Source organism: Microbispora sp. ATCC PTA-5024 (assembly GCF_000511135.2).
Taxonomy (GTDB): domain Bacteria; phylum Actinomycetota; class Actinomycetes; order Streptosporangiales; family Streptosporangiaceae; genus Microbispora; species Microbispora corallina.
This window is the reverse complement of record NZ_KI866522.1, coordinates 1,583,374-1,605,643: the sequence shown is the minus strand read 5'-3', so window position 1 is coordinate 1,605,643 and position 22,270 is coordinate 1,583,374. Positions and strand designations below refer to the sequence as shown.

Below are 22,270 nucleotides of genomic sequence, written 5' to 3'. Positions count from 1 at the left end.
CGAGCTGGGCTCATAGTTGCCTAACCTGAGCGGTTGTGTCCTAGTGAAGTCCAGTCCTGTGCCGATCGGAGGCCAGATGCCGCAACGTTCCAGGCGGCGATCCCCCGCCCTGATCGCCGCCGTCGCCCCCGCGGCGACGCTCCTGCCCCTTCTCCCGGCCGTCCCCGCCCCCGCGCCGGTCACCCGCGGCGCTGGCTCCGGCCCGTTCGTCCGTAACATGCTCGGCGGCATGGACTGCACACCCGCGATGATCTCGCAAAACGCGCCGGTCCAGGCGTACACCGCGTGGAGGATCTGATGAGCGAAGGCCTGGCGGCGAGCGTCGGCGTGACGGACACCGGCGTGCGCCTGTACGTCAGCCGCGACGGCGAGCGCGTCCTGGACGGAGTGCCGCTCGGGTTCACTGTCGACGGCGTGGAGCTCGGCACCGCGGCCGAGCTCGTGCACGTCGCCGAGCGCACCGTGCGCGACCGGTTCCGCGCCCGCTCCGGCAAGGCCGTGGGCGAGCACCGGTACGAGCACCGCGAGGTCGTGCACACCCTCCGCGAGTCCGGCGTCGAATGGCAGGTCGTCCTGCGGGTCGCCCGCGACGGCGTCGCGGTCCGCTACGCGATGCCCGCCCTGGACGGCACCGCCCGCGTCACCGCCGACCGCACCGCCGTCACCCTGCCCGCCGGGTCGCGGAGCTGGGTGCTCGACTACCAGACCTGGTACGAGACGCCCCGCTACGGGGCCGACACGGCCGAGCTGGCGGGCGGCGCGTACGGGCTGCCGTTCCTCGCCCGGCTCGACGGCGACCTGCACGTCCTGATCACCGAGTCGGGGATCGACGGCCGGTTCGCCGGCGCGCACGTCCGGGCCGGGGAGCCGGAGCCGGACGGCGGGCGGACGCTGCGGTTCACGCTCGCCGACGAGGCCGTGGAGGTCACCCGCGGCCCGGTCAGCCCGTGGCGGGTCGTCCTCGTCGGGACGCCGCCCGAGCTGGTGGCCTCGCTGCTCGTCGACGAGCTGGCGCCGCCCGCCTCTCCCGAGCTGGAGGAGGCGGCGTGGGTCCGGCCGGGGCGCGCGGCCTGGTCGTGGTGGTCGGACTTCTACTCCGGCGCGCAGCTCGACAAGCAGAAGCACTTCGTCGACGTCGCCGCCGCCCTCGGCTGGGAGCACCTGCTCATCGACTGCGGATGGGAGGAGACCTGGGTGCCCGAGATCGTCGCGTACGCGAGCCGCCGCGGCGTCCAGGTGCACCTGTGGACCATCTGGCGCGAGCTCAACAGCCCCGAGGACCTGCGCAGGCTCGCGCTGTGGCGGTCGTGGGGAGTCGCCGGGATCAAGGTCGACTTCATGGAGTCGGAGTCGAAGGACCGCTACCGCTGGTACGACACGATCCTCACCGAGACCGCGCGGCTCGGCCTCATGGTGAACTTCCACGGCTCGGTCATCCCGCGCGGCTGGGCCCGCACCTGGCCCCAGGTCGTCGGGTACGAGGCGGTCCGCGGCGCCGAGTACTACGTCTTCTTCGAGAACCAGGCGCTCACGGCCGCGCACAACGTCATCCAGCCGTTCACCCGCAACGTCGTCGGGGCGGCCGACGCCACGCCGGTCGCCTTCGGCGCCGCGGGCCGCACGACCAGCGACGGCCACGAGCTCGGGCTCTCGGTGGCGTTCGAATGCGGCATCACGCACTTCGCCGACCACGTCGACGCCTACGCGGGCCGCCCGCTCGCGGCCCGGTTCCTGGCCGAACTGGCCCCGTTCTGGGAGGAGACGGCGCTGCTCGGGGGTGACCCCGACAGCCACGCCGTCGTCGCCCGCCGCTCCGGCGACCGCTGGTTCGTGGGCTGCGTCGCCACCGGCGAGGCGCGGGCGATCCACGTGCCGCTCGGCGCGCTCGGGGTGGGGCCGGACGCCCAGGTGTGGATCGTCGGCGACGCCTCGACCGCCGCCGTCGAGGGCGCGGCGACCGGGCTCGCGGAGACCACGACGACCGCGGGCGACGGAGTGGAGGTCAAAGTCGCCCGCGACGGCGGCTTCGTCGCCGTCGTCGCGCCCGCCGGCGCCGACCTGTTCCGGGCCGCGCCCCGGCCGGTCCTCCCCGCGCCCGTCGTGCGTCCGCCGGTCGCCGAGGTGGGAGCCGACGGGACCGCGTCGCTGACGACCGACGCCGACGCCCGGCTGCGCCTTCCCGCGGGCTGGTCGGCGCACCGCGACGGCGAGACGGGCTGGACGATCCGTCCCGCCGTCTCCCTGGCGCCCGGGCGCCTCGGCGTGGTCACGGTGGAGCGGGACGGCGACGACGGCGTGCCGATCGTCGCGCACGCGCGCGTCGTACGCCCGCTGACCGCAGGGGAGTACGCGCTCGCGGACCTGCCGATGATCGCGTTCGTCAACGCCGACGGGCCCGTCGAGCGCGACATGTCCAACGGGGGAGGCAACCCGGGCGACGGCCGTCCCATGCGGGTGGCCGGCCGCGGGTTCGAGCGCGGCCTGGGCACGGCGCCGTACTCGGAGGCGCGCTTCCACCTCGGCGGGCACGCGGACACGTTCACGGGCGCCGTCGGCGTGGACGACGAGTCGGCCGGCGCCGCGAAGGTCGCCGTGCTGGCCGACGACCGGGAGATGTTCACCGCCGTCGTACGCGCGGGCGAGCCGGTCACCCCCTTCAGCGTGGACGTCCGCGGCGTGCGCACCCTGTGCCTGCGCGGCGAGGCGGCCACCCCCGACGACACCGGTGTGCACGTCGACTGGGTCGACACCACCGTCCACGTCACACCCACCAGCCGGTAACACCCCGCCGGCCCGCGCGGGCCGGCGGACAGCACGATTGAAGGAACACCATGAAACGCAAGTGGACGGCCGCCGCCGCGCTGGCCGCGGCGGCGGCGCTCATCACCGGCTGCTCGGGCGGGTCCGGCGGATCCGGCGGATCCGGGGCCGCGCCGGAGGAGAAGGTCACGCTCACCTACGCCAACTGGAGCGAGGACCAGTCTCCGGCGATGGAGCAGATCGCCACGGAGTTCGAGAAGGCCAACCCGAACATCGACGTCAAGATCCAGACGTTGCCGTGGCCGGAATACTGGTCGACCCTCCAGGTCGGCGCCGCGGGCGGCACCGCGCCCGACGCGTTCTGGATGCTCGCCGACCACTTCCGCGAGTACGCCAAGGGCGGCCAGCTCCTCGACCTGTCGGACACGGTGAAGTCCGCGGGCATCGACATGAGCGTCTACCCCAAGGCCGTCTCCGACTCCTACACCTACGAGGGCAAGATCTTCGCGCTGCCCAAGGACTTCGACACCAACGGCATCTGGTACAACAAGGCGCTGTTCGACGCCGCCAAGGTCCCCTACCCGGACGACACGTGGACCTGGCAGAACGTCCAGGACGCGGCCAAGAAGCTGACCGACAAGGCCAAGGGCGTGTGGGGGATCGCCGCGCCGATCGACGCGCAGGGCGGCTTCTACAACACGATGCTGCAGGCCGGCGCTCAGATCATCAACCCCGAGGGCACCGCCTCCGACTTCGCGAGCCCGGCCGGCGTCGCGGGCCTGAAGTTCTGGACCGACCTGCAGGCCGCGGGCGACTCGCCGACGCTGAAGCAGCTCTCGGACACCGAGGCCGTCTCGATGTTCGAGAACCAGAAGGTCGCCATGTACCTGTCCGGCGCGTACTGGGCGTTCCGCTTCCACAACAACGCCGACCTCAAGGGCAAGGTGGACGTCGCGCCCCTGCCGCAGGGCGTCAAGCGGGCCACCGTCACCAGCGGCATCGGCAACGCCGGGTACGCCGGCAGCAAGCACCCCGAGGAGCTGAAGAAGTTCCTCGCCTTCCTCGGCGGGACCAAGGCCGCTGAGATCCAGGCGGCCACCGGCACGGTGCTCCCGGCGTACAAGGGGACGCAGCAGCCGTGGCTCGACGCGATGCCCGAGTTCAATCTGAAGGTGTTCATCGACGCCATCGACTACAGCGTGCCCCTGCCCGTCGCCGGGAACGCCGCCGAGTGGCAGGGCCTGGCCGCGCAGTACCTCACTCCCGCCTGGAACGGCGAGAAGCCGGTGGAGCAGGCGGCGAAGGAGTACCAGGACGCCGTGGACAAGGTGCTCGCGAAGCAATGACGTCCGTGACGAGCAAGCCCGTGCGGCGGCCGGCCGGCCGCCGCACAGGCGTGACCGACCCCGGCGGCCGCCGGGCGGGCGTCGGCGAGCCCGGGGGCCGGTGGGCGCTCGTGTTCGTCGCCCCCGCCGTGCTCGGCCTGGCCGCCCTGTACCTGTGGCCGTTCCTGTCCACCTTCGTCAAGAGCTTCCAGGACGTCCCCGCGTTCGGGCCCGCCACGTTCGTGGGCCTGGACAACTACCGGGAGCTGCTGAGCGACGAGGAGTTCTGGAAGGCGTTCCGCAACTCCGCCCTCTACACGGTGATCATCCTGCTCGGCATCCCCGTCGCCGTGGTGCTGGCCGCGCTGGTGGAGCAGGTCGGCCGGGGGCGCGCGGTCTACCGGGTGCTGTTCTTCCTGCCGGTGGTCACCCTGCCGGTCGCGATCGGCATGGTGTGGCGGTTCATCTACAACGGCGACTTCGGGCTGCTGAACACGGTGCTGTCGTGGTTCGGCGTCCCCGCGCAGTTCTGGGTGGCCGACGCGCGGTTCACGGTCTACGCGTTCGGCGTCGTCGGCATCTGGATGAGCCTGGGCATCAACATGATCATCCTGGGCGCCGGCCTGCAGGCCATCCCGAAGGCCCTCTACGAGGCCTCGTCCCTGGACGGCGCCGGGCGGATCAGGCAGTTCGTCCACATCACCGTGCCGCTGCTGACGCCGAGCATCTTCTTCGTGACGATCCTCAGCGTGATCGCCGCCCTGCAGATGTTCGACCTGATCTTCGTCATGCTGCGCGGCGTGAACAACACCGCCCTGGCCGATTCCAAGACCATCGTCTACCTCTTCTACGAGAAGGCGTTCGTCCAGTTCCACCAGGGATACGGCGCCGCGATCGCGATCGTGCTCCTCCTCGTGATCATGATCGCCACCGCCCTGCAGTTCCGGCTCCAGCGATCGTGGGTGTTCTATGGCTGAGCTCGTACGGGGACGGGCCCGGAGGCGGCGCGGGGCGGCGCCCCGCACCTGGCCGATCCACGTGGTGCTGAGCGCCGCGGCCGTCATCATGGTGGTGCCGTTCGCCTGGCAGATCCTCACCATGTTCAAGACGACCGCCGAGGCGACCAGGATCCCGCCGACGGTCCTGCCGGAGGCCTTCAGCACGCGGGCGTTCGCGACGTTCTTCTCGACCGTGCCGTTCTGGTCGATGTTCGCGGTCTCGGCCGGCGCGCTGGTGCTGCGGGTCGCCGGGCAGCTCGCGGTCGCCGCGCTCGCCGGGTACGCCTTCGCCCGCATCCCCTTCCGCGGCCGCACCGCGCTGTTCGGCCTGTTCATCGGCATGCTGATGGTGCCGAGCCAGCTCTTCCTCATCGGCCAGTACGACCTGATGAAGGGCCTCGCGCTGCTGGACACCCTGCCGGCGCTGGCCATCCCCGGGATGTTCTCGGCGTTCGGCACGTTCCTGATGCGCCAGGCCTTCCTGACGATGCCCAAGGACTACGAGGAGGCGGCGCGGCTCGACGGCGCCAACACCGTGCAGGTGTTCTGGTATGTCATGCTGCCGATGGCCAGGCCCACGCTCGCCGCGCTCGCCGTGCTGACCGGGCTGTACTCGTGGAACGACCTGCTCTGGCCGCTCATCGTCTCCCCCTCGGGGGAGAACCGGCCGCTGCCGGTGGGCCTCGCGGGGCTGCAGGGACAGTTCGGCACCGACTACCCGACGCTCATGGCGGGCGCGTTCGTGTGCTCGATCCCGCTCGTGATCGTCTTCCTGGTGATGCAACGGCAGTTCTTCGCGGGCATCGCGAGCAGCGGACTCAAGGGATGACACAGATGACCACAGGCCACGACCCCCGGCCCGCCCCGGTCCACCTGCGCGCGGGCGGCACGAGTGTCGTCGTCGCCGTCGACGGCGGCCGCCTGCCCCGCATCCTGCACTGGGGGCAGGACCTCGGCGCCCTGGACGAGGACGCCCTGGCCGGCCTGCACCGGGCCGCGCTCCCGGCCATCGGCGACAGCGCCGTCACCTATCCCCAGCCCGTCCCGGTGCTCCCGCAGCTGGCCGAGGGATGGCTCGGACGGCCCGGCCTCACCGGTGACGCCGAGGGCCGCCGCTGGGCGCCGAAGTTCCGGGAGGCCACCTTCGACCTCGACCCCGGCGCGGACGGCGGGCCTGTCCTGCGCAGCACGGCGCACGACCCGGAGTACGGCCTGACCGTCGAGGTCGAGATCCAGGTGCTCGCCGCCGGCGGCCTGGTCCGCCAGCGGGCCCGCGTCACCAACGAGGCCGCGACGCCCTACCGCGTCCAGGGCCTGGAGCTCGCCCTTCCCGTGCCGCCGAGCGCCTCGGAGGTCCTCGACCTGACGGGCCGCTGGTCGCTCGAACGCGTGCCGCAGCGGCGCCCGTTCCACGTGGGCGAATGGGTGCGGGCCTCCCGCGGCGGCAAGCCCGGTCTCGAACACACCCTGCTGCTCGTCGCCGGCGAGGAGGGCTTCGGCTTCCGCCACGGGACGGTGTGGGGGACGCACCTGGCCTGGAGCGGCAACCAGGTGCTCGCCGCCGAGCGGACCCCGGCGGACACCCGCCACCTCGCGGCCGGGGAGCTGCTGCTCGCCGACGAGGTCGTGCTCGGGCAGGGCGAGTCGTACCGGAGCCCGTGGCAGTACGGGTCGTGGGGCACCGGGCTGGACGCCCTCGCCGCGCGCTTCCACCGGCACCTGCGGGCACGGCCGGGCCACCCCCGCTCGCCGCGCCCGGTCGTGCTGAACACCTGGGAGGCGGTCTACTTCCGGCACGACCTCGCCACCCTGACCGCGCTCGCCGAACGCGGGGCGGAGATCGGCGCCGAGCGGTTCGTGCTGGACGACGGCTGGTTCCTCGGCAGGCGCGACGACACCACCTCGCTCGGCGACTGGAGCGTGGACCCCGCCGTCTGGCCGGAAGGCCTGGAGCCGCTGGCCGCGCGCGTCCGCGAGCTCGGCATGGACTTCGGGCTCTGGTTCGAGCCGGAGATGGTCAACCTCGACTCCGAGCTGGCCCGCGCCCACCCCGAGTGGATCTTCGACGCGGGGCACGGGCCGGGGCTCCCGTCCCGCCACCAGCACGTGCTCGACCTGGGCCATCCCGAGGCGTACGCCTGCCTCTTCGAGCGGATGAGCGGCCTGGTGGAGTCGCTCGGCATCGCCTACATCAAGTGGGACCACAACCGGTACCTGCTCGACGCCGGGCACGGGCCCGACGGGCGCCCGGGAGTGCGCCGCCAGGTCGAGCAGGCCTACCGGCTGATGGCGGAGCTCAAGGCCGCCCATCCCGGGCTGGAGATCGAGTCGTGCGCCAGCGGGGGCGGGCGGGTCGACCTCGGCGTGCTGGAGTTCGCCGACCGCGTCTGGCCGAGCGACTGCAACGACCCCCACGAGCGGCTGGAGATCCAGCGCTGGACGGGCCTGCTGGTGCCGCCCGAGATGCAGGGCACGCACATCGGCGCGGGGGAGTCGCACACCACGCACCGCGTCCACCCGCTCGACTACCGGGCGGAGAAGGCGCTGTGGGGACACCTCGGGGTCGAGGTCAACCTGCTCGGCGTCGACGACGAGACCCGCGCGGCGCTCGGACGGTGGGTGGCGTTCCACAAGGAGCACCGGACCCTGCTGCACTCGGGCGAGGTGGTGCACGCCGATCTCCCCGATCCGGCCCTGCGCCTTGAAGGGGTCGTCGCGGCCGACAGGAGCGAGGCGCTCTACGCGTTCAGCGTGACCGAGCGGCCGTCGACCTGGCCGCCCGGACGCGTCCGGCTGCCGGGGCTCGACGACGATCGCCTGTACTCCGTCCGGGCCGTGTACCCGGGGTCGCCGCCCCCGGCAGGGGCGGTTCTCCCGCCGTGGCAGCGCGACGGGGTGACCCTGCCCGGGCGGGTGCTGCGGCTGGTCGGCGTCGAGGCGCCCTCGCTGGACGTGGACCGCTCGGTGCTGCTGCGTGCCGTCAGCCGACCGGCGTCCTGACCGGCCGGGAGGTCATCCCTTGGCGCGGTTGCGGTACTCGGTGGGGCTCGCCTCGTGCAGTCGTTTGAAGTGGCGGGAGAAGTAGAACGGGTCGGTGTAGCCGACCTCGCGGGCGATGCCGGCGACGGTCGCGTCGGTGGTGTCCAGCAGGTTGCGCGCCTGCGCCATCCGCAGGGCCGTGTGGTGCGCGAGCACCCCGCCGCCGGTCGCGCGGCGGAACAGCGCGGTCAGGTGGGACGGTGAGACGCCGACCAGCGCCGCGAGGTCGGCGACCCGCACGTTGCTGTCGAGCCGCTCGGCGAGGTAGGCCATCGCGCGCTGCAGCGGGTCGCCGGGCGCGGGCATGGCGCGGTCGACCACGATCTGCGTGAGGAGTTTCCACGCCGCGCCCGCCGCCCCCATCAGGCTCGCCGGCGAGTGGTCGCGTTCGAGGATGGTGACGATCTCGTCGAGCAGCGCGATGGCGCGGTCGAGCCGGCGGATGGGGATCACCGGCCGCGCGGCGCTCACCCCGATCTCCTCGACCAGCTCGGGCACGTCGCCGCCGCGCAGGTGGCACCACCAGATCGTCCAGGGCGCGTCGGCGGACGCGCCGTAGGAGTGTGCGGCGCCGCGCGGTATCACCAGGGCCGCGCTCGGCCCCACATAGTGCCGGACGCCCTCGACGTCCGCCCACCCCGTGCCGGACGCGCACACGATGACGATCGTCTCTCCAGTGCCGTCGGGCCTGCTCATCAGGTGATCTGCGGCGGCCGGGTAGTAGCCGCAGTCGGTGACGAGCAGGCGCCTGGTCACCGGGCGCGCCTGCGCCTCCGTGAGCACGCGGCGCGGGACGACGGTCAGCCGCTGGTCGCGGAACCCTTCCTGCATCGGCATGGGCCAAGTATGGCGACTGATCATCGGATCGTCCATGCGCCGACGCCTGAGCGCGCGAGGACGCCGAGGATCAGCCGCCGGGAGTGAGCATGATCTTGATCGACTCACGGGACGCCATCGCCGCGTACCCTCGCGCCACGTCCTCCAGCGGCACCACGGTGTCGAACACCGGGCCGGGATCGAGCGTCCCGGCCGTGATGCGCGCGACCAGGTCGGGGAGGTATCGCCGGACGGGGGCGATCCCCAGGTTCAGGCGCAGATTGTGGATGAGCGGCTGGAACAGCGGCAGGGTCGGCGCCGTGTGCGGCACGCCGACCGCGCCGATGGAACCCCCGTCGCGGGCCATGCCGACCGCCATGGCCCAGGACTCCGGCGTGCCGACCGCCTCGACCACGTGCCGGACCCCGAGCCCGCCGGTCTGCTCGCGCACGGCCGCGATGCCCTCCTCGCCCCGCTCGGCGATGACGTCGGTCGCCCCGAACGCCTTGCCGACGGCGGTCCGGTCCGCATGGCGGCTCATCAGGAAGACCCGTTCGGCCCCGAGGATCGTGACGGCCGCCAGCACCGCGCACAGCCCGACGGCTCCGTCCCCGATCACGGCCACGGCCGACCCCTCGGTGACGTCCGCCATGACGGCCCCGTGCAGGCCGGTGCCCATCACGTCCGAGGCGGCCAGAAGCGCGGGGTACAGGGACGCGTCGACGCCCGCGGGGCCGCCGGGCACCGTCACCAGTGTTCCGTCGGCCCACGGAACGCGCACCGCCTGGCCCTGGCCGCCGTCCGCGCCCGGGGCGCCGAAGGTGCCGCCTCTCTCACACGAGCTCTGGAGCCCGTCACGGCAGTGGGGACAGGTGTTGTCCGACCACGTGAACGGCGCGATGACCAGGTCGCCCGGGCGGACGGTGCGGACCTCGGCCCCCACCTCCTCCACGACGCCGATGAACTCGTGGCCCAGCCGGGACCGCTCCGCCCGCGTGATGACGCCCCGGTAGGACCACAGGTCCGAACCGCAGACGGCGGCGCGCACGACACGCACCACGGCGTCGGTCGGCTCGGACACCACGGGATCGGGCACGTCCTCGACGACGACGGTGCCGGCGGACAGGTACAGGGCGGCGCGCACGGGGGATTCCCTTCCTCGGGTGGTGGATCAGACGGAGGCGGGCCGGCGGACGTCGGCCGCGAGTGCGGCCTCGACGTGGGCGGCGACGGCCAGCAGGTCCATGTCGGTGCCCGGCGGGGACGACAGCTGGAGCCCGATCGGGAGCCCGTCGGCGCTCCAGCCGCAGGGCAGCACCAGCGCCGGGGCTCCGGTGAGGTTGTACACGCCGGTGAACATGCCCTCCGCGGCCCCCTCCGGCGTGTCCACCGGAGGAGTCGTGGCCGGCGCGACGAAGGGCGCGGCCGGGGTCAGCAGGACGTCGATCCCCGTGTAGACCTCGGCCGCGGCGGGCAGCAGCCGCTCCCGGAGCGCGAGGGCCTTCCGATAGTCGGCCTCGCCGACCTCGGACCCCGAGCGCAGCAGCCGCAGGGTCTCCGGCCCGTAGTGACCGGGGTCCGCGCCCACTCGTGCGCCGTGCGCCTGCCACGCCTCGTACAGCAGGATGTGGGGGAACGCCGCGTCGAGCTCGTCGAAGACCGCGCCGTCCACCTCGACGACCGCGCAGCCGGCCCGGCGGAGGGTGTCCACGGCCTGTCTGACCGCCGCGGCGACGTCCGGCTGGACCTCCACGCGGTCCACCTGGCCGGGGAGCACGCCCACCCGGATCCCGGCGCCGGCCCGTGTCACGGGCCGGGCGCCGGTCAGGGCGGAGAAGACCGTGGTCGCGGTCGCGACGTCTGAGGCGAGCAGCCCGACGTGGTCGAGGGTGGGGGCGAGCGGCTCGACCCCGTCGAGGGGCAGCGCGCCGTGGCTCGGCTTGAAGCCGACCGTTGCGCAGTAGTGGGCCGGGAGCCGGATGGAGCCGCCCGTGTCGGTGCCCAGCGCCACCGGGCAGACACCGGCCCCCACCAGTGCGGCCGACCCTCCGCTCGACCCTCCGGCCGTTCGCCGCGGGTCGTAGGGGTTCATCGCCTCCCGTACCTCGGGGTGAACCGCGCCCGCCGCGTACTCCAGCAGCGAGGTGGCCGCGAAGACGTCGGCGCCGGCCGCGCGCAGCGCCTGGACGACCGGGGCGTCGGCGGCGGCCGGCTCCGCGCGCATCGACCAGGGGTTGCCGTTGCCGCGCGGGTGCCCGGCGATGTCGATCATGTCCTTGACCGCGACCGGCACACCGTGCAGGGGACCTTCGGGCGCGCGTGGCGGCGCGGGGAACAGCGTGACCACGGCGTCGAGCGGCCGGCCGAGGCGTTCGGCCCGTTCGTACGCCGCGAGCAGCCGCAGGTTCGCGACCTCGCAGGTGCGCTCGCCCCGCTCGATGGCCTTGATGAGCTCACCGGTGTAGGTCGTCAGCGGCCCGGCCAGGTCGTGCAGCAGGTCGTCGACCTCGGTCTTGCGCCTTCGCACCATCAGGTCGCGGTAGATGCCGCTGTGGGACTTGGCGCTGTTGCGGTTGAACGTGACGAGCCGGTCGAGCGAGCCCTCCAGGTCGTCCGGGTCGAACCCGTCGAACGCCTCGGGCTTCACCGGCGCCTGCGCGAGCACCTCCCTGGCGATGGCGAGCATGAGCGGGCGCCACTCGGGCGCCTCGAGCGAGTCGGCGATGGACAGGTCGGAGACGGCGCCGGCGTAGAGCATGGCGCCGTAGGCCTCCTTGCCCCAGAGGAAGCCCATGATGTTGCCGGTGGCCTCCGCGTACGGCAGGGCCGCGACGAGCTCGCGGACCCGCGGCGTGATCTCGCCGCCGGCCGGCTCACCGACCCGGAACGTGCCGACGTTGCCCTGCATGATCCGGCCGGGCGCCAGCACGTCCGCCCCGAAGTTCACGAAGCTCACGAGGAGCCGATGCGCGCCCACCGCGGCGGCAAGCCGGTCGGCGGTCAGGCCGTTCTGGAAGCTGACCAGGTAGCCGTCGGGCGCCAGCCGATCGCGCACGAGCTCCGCGGCCGCGTCGGTGTGATGGCTCTTCACCGCGATCGCGGCGTGCTGCAGGCGCTCCGGCAGATCCCGGGGGGTGACCGCGCGTGCCCGCACCGTGAAGTTCTCGACGGGGCCCTCGATGGACAGGCCGTGGCGGTTGATGGCGTCGACGTGCGCGGAGTCGGCGTCGCAGAGGAGTACGTCGTGGCCGGCGCGGATCATGTGGGCGCCGATCGTGCCGCCGATGGCGCCGGCGCCGATGATCGTCAATTGCATGGGGGAGGCCGCCTGGTTTGGGATCGATTGGGTGGCTTTGCCGTCGGACACTACCTGAACCGATTTGAATGCTCTAGTCTGCATCTGCTGGTGAACTCGGGACAGCAACCTTACGTATGACAGCTGATCGACGCGTAACCTTTACGAAACGTCGTGATTCTCGCCTGCGTCGTTGCCGGACCGGTAGAGCCTTCGCCGGACCCTGCAGGCCGTTGACCGCCCCCTTTCGTCCCCCCCCGTGACCCCCAGCGCACCACCGCGAAATCCCGTGAAGGATAGGCATGTCTGACCACAGCACTGACGCTTCGGCCCCATCGGCCTCGCAGATCCTCGCCGGCCTCAGGGTCCCCGACTTCAGCCGGCGCCGGATGCTCCAGCTCGGCGCCCTCGGCATCGGGGCGTTCGCGTCCGCGCCGCTGCTGGCCGCATGCGGATCGACCTCGGACACCTCCACGGGCACCGCCACCGGCGGCGCCGCCAAGAAGGGGGGTGACCTGGTCATCGTCCGTGACCACGACGCCGTGAACATGGACAAGACGACGGTGTTCAGCAACGCCTCCATCTGGACCTACGCCCAGATCTACGAGCCGCTGGTGGCGATGACGGAGGACGGCCTGGGGGTGCGGCCCTGGCTCGCGGAGAGCTACGAGATGTCGCCCGACAACCTGTCGTGCACGCTGAAGCTCAGGAAGGACGTGAAGTTCCACAACGGCCAGGCGATGACGTCGGCGGACGTCAAGTTCTCCATCGACGAGTCGAGCAAGACCAAGGGCGGCTGGGAGTTCATCAACTCCGCGATCAAGGAGGTGACGACGCCGGACGAGCACACCGTCGTCATCACCACCAAGTACCCGTGGGCGCCGTTGCTGGCTGACCTGAGCTGCCCGAACAACGGGATCATCCCCAAGGACTACGCGGGCAAGAGCCGGGACGACTTCTACGCCGCCCCCATCGGGACCGGCCCGTTCGTGTGGGGCACCTGGCAGAAGGGCAACGCCCTCACGCTGAAGAAGAACCCGGCCTACTGGCAGTCCGGCAAGCCGTACCTGGACTCGGTCACCTGGAAGGTGGTCGCGGACAGCAACGCCCGCGCGATCCAGCTGCAGGGCGGGCAGGCGCACATCAACGAGAGCCCGCCGTTCTCCAGCCTGGCCCAGCTCAAGAGCACGCCCAACGTGAGGGTCGACCTCTTCCCGTCCACGAAGACCGACTACATCATGATGAACCAGACCAAGAAGCCGTTCGACGACGTGCACGTGCGCCGGGCCATCTCCTACGCCGTCGACCGGGAGGCGCTGGTCAAGAGCATCCTGTTCGGCAACGGCACCCCGGCCAACTCCTTCCTGATGCCGTCGACGCCGTTCTACGACAAGAACACGCCGGGCCTGCAGTACGACATGGCCAAGGCCAAGGCGGAGCTGGCTCAGTCGAGCGTGCCGAACGGCTTCACCACCACGTGGATGGCAATGTCCGGCGACGCGGTGGACGCGGCGATCGCGCAGGTCCTGCAGGCGTCGCTGAAGGAGCTCGGCATCACCATGAACATCCAGAACGTGGACCCGAGCGCGCAGCACGACCTGACGGGCAAGCTGGACTACGAGATCGCGCACTCGTACTGGACCATGGACCTGGCCGACCCCGACGAGCTGGCGCAGTTCGCGCTCGACCCCACGACCGGCGGGCACTCCTTCGACACCGGCATGAACGATCCGGCCCTCATCGACCTGGTGCACAAGGCGCAGAAGGAGTTCGACTCGGCCAAGCGTCAGGCGCTGTACACCGAGCTCCAGGCGAAGGCCGCCGAGTCGGCGTTCCTGGTGTTCCTGTTCTACACGCCGTTCCCGTACGCGAGCGCGGCCACCGTGCAGGGGTTCAAGGTCCTGCCCACCGGCTCCTACCACATGGAAGACGTCTCGCTCTGAGCAGGCCGGCGCGGATCGATTACGTGGAGCGAGAGCGACGATGAGGTATCTCGTTTTCATCTTGAAACGGCTGGTGTCGTTGATCCCGGTGCTGATCGGGATCTCGTTCATCGTGTTCTTCCTGATCCGGCTGATCCCGGGAGACCCGGCGTCGACCCTGCTCGGGGTGCACGCCACCCCGCAGGCGGTCAAGGAACTGCGGGATCAGATGGGGCTGGACAAGCCGCTGCTGAGCCAATACCTGACGTTCCTCGGCCACCTGCTGCGGGGCGACCTCGGGTTCTCCTACGTGTACAGCAGCTCGGTGATGGACCTGATCACGACCAGCCTGCCGGTGACCATCTGGCTGCTCGTCTCGGGCACCCTGTTCACCGTGCTGATCGCCGTGCCGCTGGCCGTCCTGGCGGCGGCGCGGCGCAACGGGCTCGCCGACAACGTCATCCGTGCGGTGCCCGTCGTGGGACTGGGGCTGCCGGCGTTCCTGCTGGGCATCGTGCTCATCCTGGTCTTCGGGCTGAAGCTGGGCTGGTTCCCGGTCGCGGGCTACGGTCTCAGCCTGGCCGACCACGTGCGAGGCATCGTGCTGCCGGGCGTCACGGTCGCCCTGTCCCTCGCGCCGATCGTCATCCGCAGCCTGCGGGCGAGCATGATCGAGGTGCTGAGCAGTGACTACATCGTCACGGCGCGCAGCAAGGGGATCGGCACCGCACGGGTGGTGCTCGGCCACGCCCTGCGCAACGCCGCCGTCTCGTCCGTCACCGTCCTGGGCGTCAACATCGCCTATCTGACGGGATCGACGCTCGTGGTCGAACGGGTCTTCTCCCTCCCCGGCATCGGACAGCAGATGATCAATTCCATCCTCGGAAGGGACTTCCCCACCGTGCAGGGAATCACTCTGGCATTCGCGATCATGGTCGTGGTCGTGAACCTGTTGACCGACGTGACGCACGCGGCACTCGATCCCCGGGTCCAGCTCACATGAGCGCGGTCGCCGCCGCCGGCCCCGCCGTGCCCGCGGCTCCCGGCGGACGCCGCCGGCGCCGCGGGCGGTGGAACGCGCCGCTCGTCGCCGGGCTCGCGCTGTTCGGCCTCATCGTCGTCCTCGCACTCTGCGCGCCCCTGCTGACCAGCCAGGACCCGCTGAAGCAGAACCTCCAGGACGCCTTCCTCGATCCCGGATCGAAGGGCCACCTGCTCGGCACCGACGCGCTCGGCCGCGACGTGCTGGCCCGGCTGCTCTACGGCGCCCGCGTCGACCTGCGGGTCGGGGTGGTGGCGGTCATCTCGCCGCTGATCATCGGCAGCCTGGTCGGGCTGGTCGCCGGGTGGTTCGGCGGATGGGTGGACGCGGTCATCGGGCGCATCGTGGACATGGTGATCGCGTTCCCCTTCCTGGTGCTGGTCATCGCCCTCGTCTTCGCGATGGGGCCGGGGACGACCAGCATCTACGTCGCGGTCACCCTCGTCGGGTGGGTGGCGTACTGCCGCATCGTGCGCGGACAGGTGCTGGTCGCCAAGGAGCAGGAGTACGCCATGGCCGCCCGGGCCAGCGGCCTGCCGACGTGGCGGATCCTGCTGCGGCACCTCCTGCCGAACGTCGTCCTGCAGGCGATCGTCTTCTCGATGAGCGACATCGTGCTCACCCTGCTGGCGATCGTGACACTCGGCTTCCTCGGCCTCGGCGTGCCCCCGCCGACCCCCGACTGGGGAACCATGATCCAGGAAGGTCAGCAGTTCCTCTTGACCAAGTGGTACATCTCCGCGATCCCGGGCCTGGCCGTCGTCGTCACCGGCCTCGCACTGGCCCTGATCGCGGACGGCATCGTGGAGAAGGCGAACCAATGACCCCTCCGCTGCTCGAGGTGCGCGACCTGCACGTCGACATCCCCATGCCGCACGCACGGCTGCACGCGGTCCGCGGGGTGTCCCTCACCGTGGGCGCCGCGGAGCCGGTCGGGCTGGTCGGCGAGTCGGGCTCGGGCAAGAGCCTGACGCTGCGCGCGCTGCTCGGACTTCTGCCCCGCCCGGCGCGGATCGTCTCGGGGACCGTCCTCATCGACGGCGAGGACGTGACCGGGCTGCCGCCCAAACGCCTGCGGCGCAGGCTGACCGACACGATGAGCATGATCTTCCAGGACTCGCTGACCGCGCTGAACCCGGTCATGCGGGTGGGCGACCAGATCGCCGAGGCGCCGTCGCGCAAACTCGGCAAGTCGCGCGCCGAGGCCAGGGCGATCGCCGTCGACCTCATGAGAGAGGTCGGCATCGCCGATCCCGAGCGCCGGTACGAGCTGTATCCGCACCAGCTGTCCGGCGGGATGCGCCAGCGCGTCTGCATCGCGATCGCGTTGTCCACCAAGCCCCGGCTCATCCTCGCCGACGAGCCGACCACGGCCCTGGACGTGACGATCCAGGCCCAGGTCCTCGGCGTCCTCCGGCAGCTCAGGCAGGAGGAGCACGTCGGGCTGCTGCTGGTCAGCCACGACCTGGCCGTGGTCAGCCAGACCTGCTCCCGGCTGTACGTGATGTACGCGGGGAAGGTCGTGGAGTCCGGCGACCTGACGGACCTGGTGACCGAGCCCCGGCATCCGTACACCTTCTCCCTGCTCAGGTCGGTCCCCGACCCGGACCGGCGGGTGGCCAGGCTGCTGACCATCCACGGCCGGCCGCCCGACCTCACCGAGCCCGTGACCGGCTGCTCCTTCGCCCCCCGGTGCCCGTTCGCCGAGCACGCCTGCCACGAGGGGGAACCGGCGCTGGAGCCGGCCGGGCCGGGGAGGCACAGCGCCTGCCGGCGCGTGGACACGGCGGATCGGTGGAACGCGATGGTCGAGGAAGAAGCGGGGAGCGCGCGGTGAGCTCGGGTGACGAGATCCTCTCGGTGGAGGGCGTGGCCCGGCACTTCGTCCCTCCTGTGTCGGTGACCGACCGGCTCTTCGGGAAGAAGCCGGTGGTGAACCGCGCCGTCGACGGCGTGGACCTGGTGCTGCGCAAGGGGGAGACGCTGGGGCTCGTCGGCGAGTCGGGCTGCGGCAAGTCGACGCTCGCGCGCACCATCGTGGGCCTCTACCGCCCCACGGCGGGCACGATCCGCTACGAGGGCGCGGTCCTGGACGGCAAGCGCACCCGGGCGCAGCAGCGCGCGATCCAGATGGTCTTCCAGGATCCCTACAGTTCGCTGAACCCGCGGATGACCGTCGGGCAGATGCTCTCCGAGCTGCTCCGGTTCCACAAGCTCGTCCCGCGCAACCGGGTGGACGCCCGCAACCGCGAGCTGATGCACCTGGTCGGCCTGCCGGAAAGCGCCCTGGGCCAGCGGCCGCGGCAGTTCTCGGGCGGGCAGCGGCAGCGGGTGGGCATCGCGCGGGCGCTGGCGCTGGAGCCGACCGTGCTCGTGGCGGACGAACCGGTCTCCGCTCTCGACGTGTCGGTCCAGGCCACCATCATCAACCTGCTGGCCGAGCTCAAGGAGACGCTCCACCTGTCGGTCATCTTCGTCTCGCACAACATGGCGGTCGTGAGGCAGATCAGCGAACGCACCGCCGTGATGTACCGGGGCCGGATCGTCGAGACCGGGGAGACCGGATTGCTGTTCGACGACCCGGCGCACCCGTACACGAGGCTGCTCATCGGCTCCGTGCCCCGCTTGGCCGTCGCAAGTGGTCCGGCGCGGACGGCGGAGACGACCGGCGACCTCGGTCCCGTCAGGGAGGAGGTCGCCCGGTCGGCGGCGCGGGACGAGACCCAGCCGTGCCGCTTCGCCGACCGGTGCCCGTCCGTCGTCGCCGCGTGCGCGGTCGAGCCGCCGCTGCTGCCCGATCCCCGCGATCCCGCCAGGCGGGCCGCCTGCGTGCACATCTCCCAGCACACCGAAGGGGTGATCGCGTGAGCGGTCCAGTCGTCGTCGGCGGCGAGCGGAGGGAGGCGGGACTCCCCGCGGCCATGGGGATACCCGCCCGCCGCGGCTCCGGCCCGGCCGCGCTCCAGAGGAGCGTGCTCCTGTGAGGATCTTCATCTCCTCCGACATGGAGGGAACCGCCGGCGTCGTCGACTGGGACCAGTGCGTCGCCGGCGGATCGCAGTACCCCTACTACACCGAGTTGCTGACCGGGGAGATCAACGCCGCCATCGAGGGCGCCATGCAGGCGGGCGCCACGGAGTTCCTGGTGAACGACGCGCACTCGAAGATGGCGAACCTGAAACCGGACGCCCTCGCCGGACGCGCCGGCTACCTGTCGGGCCGCTACAAGCCGATGTACATGATGCAGGGGCTCGACGCGAGCTACGACGCCGTCTTCCTGGTGTCGTACCACGGCTCGATGGGCAGCAGGGGGTCGGTCCTGTCGCACACCTACTTCCCCATGGCGTTCGCCGAGGTCACGGTCAACGGAGTGGTCGCCGGCGAGGCGGGCGTCAACGCGCTGGTCGCGGCCGCGTACGGCGTGCCGATCGTGCTGGTGACAGGCGACGCGACGACGGCCGAGGAGACCGAGCGGTTCTGCCCCGGCATCAGGACCGCGGTCGTGAAGCGGTCGGTGTCCAGGTTCTCCGCCGAGGCGCTGCACCCGGAGGCGGCCAGGGACCTGATCCGCGAGCGGGCGCGCGAGGCCGTCGAGGGACTGCCCGGCGCGGCGCCGCCGCCCGTCGGCGTCCCCGTGACGCTGGGCCTGTCCTTCCGCAGCAGCGACTACTGCGAGCTGGCCGCGAGGATCGCCGGCGTCGAGCGGACCGGGGACCTGTCGGCGGTCATCACCGGAGACGACCCACTGTGGATCTACCAGACCTTCATCACCGTCGTCCTGCTCTGCCGGGGGCTGGTCGAATGAGAATCGTCAGCGTGCTGACCCGGCCGGTCCGCACCGGCTTCTTCGCCGACGACCAGGCGGCCATCAGGGCGGGGGCCGAGCACGACGGCTTCGCCTACTCGGGCGTCCCGGTGACGCCGGGCTTCTCCGCGATCCGGCAGGCCGGCGAGGCGCTGTCGGTCCTGCTGCTCCTGGAGGACGGCTCGGTGGCCCACGGCGACTGCGCCGCGGTGCAGTACAGCGGCGCCGGCGGGCGTGACCCGCTGTTCGGCGCCGAGGAGGCCGCCCGGGTCGTCGAGGAGCACCTGGCACCGATGCTGGTGGGCGCGGAGCTCGGCTCGTTCCGCGAGCTCGCCGGACGGATCGACGCCTGCCGCACGGCCTCGGGTCCGCTGCACACGGCCGTCCGGTACGGCGTGACGCAGGCGCTCCTCGACGCCGTCGCCCTGAGCCGGCGCCTCACCATGGCCGAGGTCGTGCGCGACGAGTACGCGACGGGCGTGGACCTCGAACCGGTGCCGATGTTCGCGCAGACCGGCGACGACCGCTACGCCAACGCCGAGAAGATGATCCTCAAACGGGTGGACGTCCTGCCGCACGGGCTGATCAACAACGTCGACGCCAAGCTGGGCCGCCGGGGCGAGCTCCTCGAGGGCTACCTGCGGTGGCTCGTGGCGAGGATCGCCGCGCTGCGGCCCGACGCCGCCTACGTGCCGCGGCTGCACGTCGACACCTACGGCACCGTGGGCCTGGCCTTCGGCGGGGACGTCGAGGCGGTCGCCGGCTACCTCGCCCGTCTGGGCGAGATCGCCGGCCCGCACGAGCTGGTCGTGGAGCACCCGATCGACGCCGGTGGCCGGGAGGCCCAGATCGAGGCGTACGTGCGGCTCCGGTCCGCGCTGCGGCGGACGGGGGCACAGGTGAAGATCGCGGTCGACGAGTGGTGCAACACGCTGGAGGACATCGAGATGTTCGTCGACCACGGCGCCGCCGACGTCATCCACGTCAAGACGCCCGATCTCGGCGGCATCGGCGACACCGTCGAGGCGCTGCTGCTGGTCCGCGACCGCGGCCTCATGGCCTACTGCGGCGGGACGTGCAACGAGACGGACCGCTCGGCGCAGGTCACCGCCCACGTGGCGATGGCCTGCGGCGCGAGCCAGGTGCTGGCCAAACCCGGAATGGGAGTGGACGAGGGACTGATGATCGTGGGGAACGAGATGGCACGGGGGGCGGCGATCGCCGCGGCGCGACGGGAGATGGTCCTGCCGTGATGCCGCTGGAGGACGTGAGGATCATCGCGGTCGAGCAGTACGGCGCCGGGCCGTTCGGGAGCGTGCACCTGGCGGACCTCGGAGCCGAGGTCATCAAGATCGAGGACCCGTCCACCGGGGGGGACGTCGGGAGGTACGTCGTTCCCGAGCAGCACGGCGAGGACAGCCTGTTCTTCGAGACGTTCAACCGCAACAAGCGCAGCCTGAGCCTCGACATCTCGGCGCCGGAGGGCCGTGCGGTGTTCGAGGACCTGGTCAGGGTCAGCGACGTGGTGCACTCGAACCTGAGGGGGGACGTCCCGGCCAAGCTGAGGATCCGCTACGACGACCTGAAGCATCTCAACCCCGCGATCGTGTGCAGCTCGCTCAGCGGGTTCGGGATGACGGGGCCGCGCAGCGCTGAACCCGGGTACGACTACGTGCTGCAGGGCATGGCCGGCTGGATGGACCTCACCGGCGAGCCCGGGGGACCGCCCACCAAGTCGGGGCTCTCGCTGGTGGACTACTCGGGCGGGCTGGTGGCGGCGGCGTCGATCCTGGCGGCGCTGCACGCGGCGCGCCGCGACGGGGTCGGCGCCGACTGCGACGTCAGCCTGTTCGACACGGCGATCTCGATGCTGACCTACCCCGCCGCCTGGCAGCTCAACGGCGACTTCGAGCCCCGGCGGACCCACCACTCCGCCCATCCGTCGCTCGTTCCCTTCCAGGCCTTTCCCACGGGGGACGGCTGGATCGTGGTCGCCTGTCCGAAGGAGAAGTTCTTCCGCCGCCTCGCCGAGGCCCTCGGGCACCCGGAGTGGCCGGACGACCCGCGCTATCGGGACTTCGCCGCCCGGCGGCGGAACGCGGACGCCCTGCTGGCCGAGCTGGAGGCGGTGTTCGCCACGGCGCCGGGCGAGCACTGGCTGGACCTGCTGCGGTCGGCCGGGGTGCCCTGCGGGCCCGTGAACACCGTGGCGGAGGCGCTGCGGGATCCCCACACGGCCGCCCGGGGCATGGTCGTCGAAACCGACCACCCCCACTTCGGCACCGTCCGGCAGGTCGCGAGCCCGCTGAGGGTGGGCGCGCAGCGGCCTCGGCACACCCGCGCGCCCCGCCGGGACGAGGACGCCGACTACGTCCTGGGCGAGCTGCTCGGCTACGACGCGGAGCGCGTCGAACGACTGCGCGGCGCCGCCGCGGCGCGGTGAGGGCGCCCCTGATGACCACGCCGCCCCGCGGCCCCTGACCCGCCGCGCACCTCCGCAGACCGCACGTGCCCCCGTGGGCGGGCCGGGACGCTCAGACCGGCTCGCCGGACGGGGCCGCCAGCAACTCGGCCACCAGGTTCTTCGGCTCTATCTCCACCAGGCTCAGCGCCGTCTCGGTGCGCTGCACGCCCTCGATCTGCCAGATGCGGTCCATGAGCAGTTGCCGCAGGTGCATGTGGTCGCGCACCCGGAGCCGGGCCAGCATGTCGATCGCGCCGGTGACGATGTCGAGCCCCTCCAGCTCGGGGATGAGCGCGAGCTCCTCGACGAGGTCCCGCTGCTGGTAGCCCTGCACGGCCGTGATGGTCAGGTACACCGTCATCGGGTATCCCGCGGCGCTCCAGTCCAGACGGACGCCGTACCCCCGGATGACGCCGAGACGTTCCAGCCGGGCGATGCGCTCGCCGACGGCGGGGGCGGACATCCCGAGCTCGCGGGCGAGCGCGCGCTGCGAGCGCCTGGAGTCCTGGCTGAGCAGGACGAGTATCTGCTTGTCCACGTCGTCGAGTGGAACAGGGGGCGACTGGGCCGGCTTTTCGGCGAGATCACGCAGCGGAGCGGTCGAGGTGCTCGGCGCGGGAGAGCGGCGGCGAGGGGGCATGGCGGGAAGGCTACCCGGCCGGAGGAGTGCGGAGAGCGGATCCACCGAAGTCGGCCCTATGACGGCTGCCACATCTCGCGAGGGCCGGGGAGGCGGGGGAGCGGCCGGATGCAACTGGAGTTCAGGGCTGGTATTTGAGCGACAAATGGTTAGTATGTGACCCA

The 22,270-nt window shown here is 71.8% G+C and carries 18 protein-coding genes; 14 read left to right on the top strand and 4 right to left on the bottom strand.

Annotation, left to right across the window (positions count from 1 at the left end):
- The first annotated feature begins 76 nt into the window (after positions 1-76).
- From MPTA5024_RS07105 to MPTA5024_RS07080, 6 genes are read left to right on the top strand one after another with little or no spacing between them, the layout of a single operon-like run.
- Positions 77-298: a hypothetical protein gene (locus tag MPTA5024_RS07105; protein WP_157099315.1), complete on the top strand. Its 222-nt coding sequence runs from the start codon at positions 77-79 to the stop codon at positions 296-298.
- Complete coding sequence (locus MPTA5024_RS07100) at positions 298-2,781, top strand: glycoside hydrolase family 97 catalytic domain-containing protein (protein ID WP_051457801.1); 2,484 nt, start codon at positions 298-300, stop codon at positions 2,779-2,781. The genes MPTA5024_RS07105 and MPTA5024_RS07100 overlap by 1 nt, the downstream gene beginning before the upstream one ends.
- Positions 2,782-2,831: 50 nt before the next feature.
- Positions 2,832-4,106, top strand: coding sequence for an ABC transporter substrate-binding protein (locus tag MPTA5024_RS07095; RefSeq protein ID WP_036320921.1), 1,275 nt, complete (start codon positions 2,832-2,834; stop codon positions 4,104-4,106).
- A complete protein-coding gene (locus MPTA5024_RS07090) occupies positions 4,103-5,062 on the top strand; it encodes a carbohydrate ABC transporter permease (RefSeq protein ID WP_036320918.1) in 960 nt (319 codons plus the stop codon). The genes MPTA5024_RS07095 and MPTA5024_RS07090 overlap by 4 nt, the downstream gene beginning before the upstream one ends.
- Positions 5,055-5,912: a carbohydrate ABC transporter permease gene (locus tag MPTA5024_RS07085; protein WP_036320915.1), complete on the top strand. Its 858-nt coding sequence runs from the start codon at positions 5,055-5,057 to the stop codon at positions 5,910-5,912. The genes MPTA5024_RS07090 and MPTA5024_RS07085 overlap by 8 nt, the downstream gene beginning before the upstream one ends.
- Before the next feature lie 5 nt (positions 5,913-5,917).
- The gene (locus tag MPTA5024_RS07080) at positions 5,918-8,083 is read left to right on the top strand and encodes an alpha-galactosidase (RefSeq protein ID WP_036320913.1); all 2,166 of its coding nucleotides are present in this window, start codon (positions 5,918-5,920) and stop codon (positions 8,081-8,083) included.
- A gap of 12 nt (positions 8,084-8,095) precedes the next feature.
- Here MPTA5024_RS07080 and MPTA5024_RS07075 read toward each other — a convergent pair whose 3' ends face one another.
- The 3 genes from MPTA5024_RS07075 to MPTA5024_RS40670 form a co-directional block, all read right to left on the bottom strand.
- Positions 8,096-8,959: an AraC family transcriptional regulator gene (locus tag MPTA5024_RS07075; protein ID WP_036320912.1), complete on the bottom strand. Its 864-nt coding sequence runs from the start codon at positions 8,957-8,959 to the stop codon at positions 8,096-8,098.
- 70 nt (positions 8,960-9,029) lie between these two features.
- On the bottom strand, positions 9,030-10,082 hold the full coding sequence (locus MPTA5024_RS07070) for an alcohol dehydrogenase catalytic domain-containing protein (protein WP_036320909.1): 1,053 nt from the start codon (positions 10,080-10,082) through the stop codon (positions 9,030-9,032).
- Positions 10,083-10,109: 27 nt separating this feature from the next.
- Entirely contained in the window at positions 10,110-12,254 is a 2,145-nt protein-coding gene (locus MPTA5024_RS40670; protein WP_198166988.1) for an amidase family protein, read from the bottom strand.
- Between the two features lie 281 nt (positions 12,255-12,535).
- Between MPTA5024_RS40670 and MPTA5024_RS07060 the strand changes: the two genes are divergently transcribed.
- From MPTA5024_RS07060 to MPTA5024_RS07025, 8 genes are all read left to right on the top strand, one after another.
- Complete coding sequence (locus tag MPTA5024_RS07060) at positions 12,536-14,176, top strand: ABC transporter substrate-binding protein (protein WP_036320906.1); 1,641 nt, start codon at positions 12,536-12,538, stop codon at positions 14,174-14,176.
- 40 nt (positions 14,177-14,216) lie between these two features.
- A complete protein-coding gene (locus tag MPTA5024_RS07055; protein ID WP_036320904.1) occupies positions 14,217-15,158 on the top strand; it encodes an ABC transporter permease in 942 nt (313 codons plus the stop codon).
- Positions 15,155-16,021, top strand: a complete 867-nt coding sequence (locus MPTA5024_RS07050; RefSeq protein WP_051457798.1) for an ABC transporter permease — start codon at positions 15,155-15,157, stop codon at positions 16,019-16,021. The genes MPTA5024_RS07055 and MPTA5024_RS07050 overlap by 4 nt, the downstream gene beginning before the upstream one ends.
- Entirely contained in the window at positions 16,018-17,034 is a 1,017-nt protein-coding gene (locus MPTA5024_RS07045) for an ABC transporter ATP-binding protein (protein WP_036320902.1), read from the top strand. The genes MPTA5024_RS07050 and MPTA5024_RS07045 overlap by 4 nt, the downstream gene beginning before the upstream one ends.
- Positions 17,031-18,065, top strand: a complete 1,035-nt coding sequence (locus MPTA5024_RS07040) for an oligopeptide/dipeptide ABC transporter ATP-binding protein (RefSeq protein WP_036320900.1) — start codon at positions 17,031-17,033, stop codon at positions 18,063-18,065. Before MPTA5024_RS07045 ends, MPTA5024_RS07040 begins: the two co-directional genes overlap by 4 nt.
- Positions 18,066-18,177: 112 nt before the next feature.
- Positions 18,178-19,002, top strand: a complete 825-nt coding sequence (locus tag MPTA5024_RS07035) for a M55 family metallopeptidase (RefSeq protein ID WP_036320899.1) — start codon at positions 18,178-18,180, stop codon at positions 19,000-19,002.
- Positions 18,999-20,255 carry a methylaspartate ammonia-lyase gene (locus tag MPTA5024_RS07030; RefSeq protein WP_036320898.1) on the top strand — a complete coding sequence of 419 codons (1,257 nt, stop codon included), beginning with the start codon at positions 18,999-19,001 and terminating at the stop codon, positions 20,253-20,255. Before MPTA5024_RS07035 ends, MPTA5024_RS07030 begins: the two co-directional genes overlap by 4 nt.
- Positions 20,255-21,445 (top strand): CaiB/BaiF CoA transferase family protein, encoded by a 1,191-nt coding sequence (locus MPTA5024_RS07025; protein WP_232326427.1) that lies wholly within the window; start codon positions 20,255-20,257, stop codon positions 21,443-21,445. Before MPTA5024_RS07030 ends, MPTA5024_RS07025 begins: the two co-directional genes overlap by 1 nt.
- Before the next feature lie 91 nt (positions 21,446-21,536).
- Here MPTA5024_RS07025 and MPTA5024_RS07020 read toward each other — a convergent pair whose 3' ends face one another.
- The gene (locus MPTA5024_RS07020) at positions 21,537-22,004 is read right to left on the bottom strand and encodes an Lrp/AsnC family transcriptional regulator (RefSeq protein WP_051457797.1); all 468 of its coding nucleotides are present in this window, start codon (positions 22,002-22,004) and stop codon (positions 21,537-21,539) included.
- Positions 22,005-22,270: the final 266 nt, after the last annotated feature.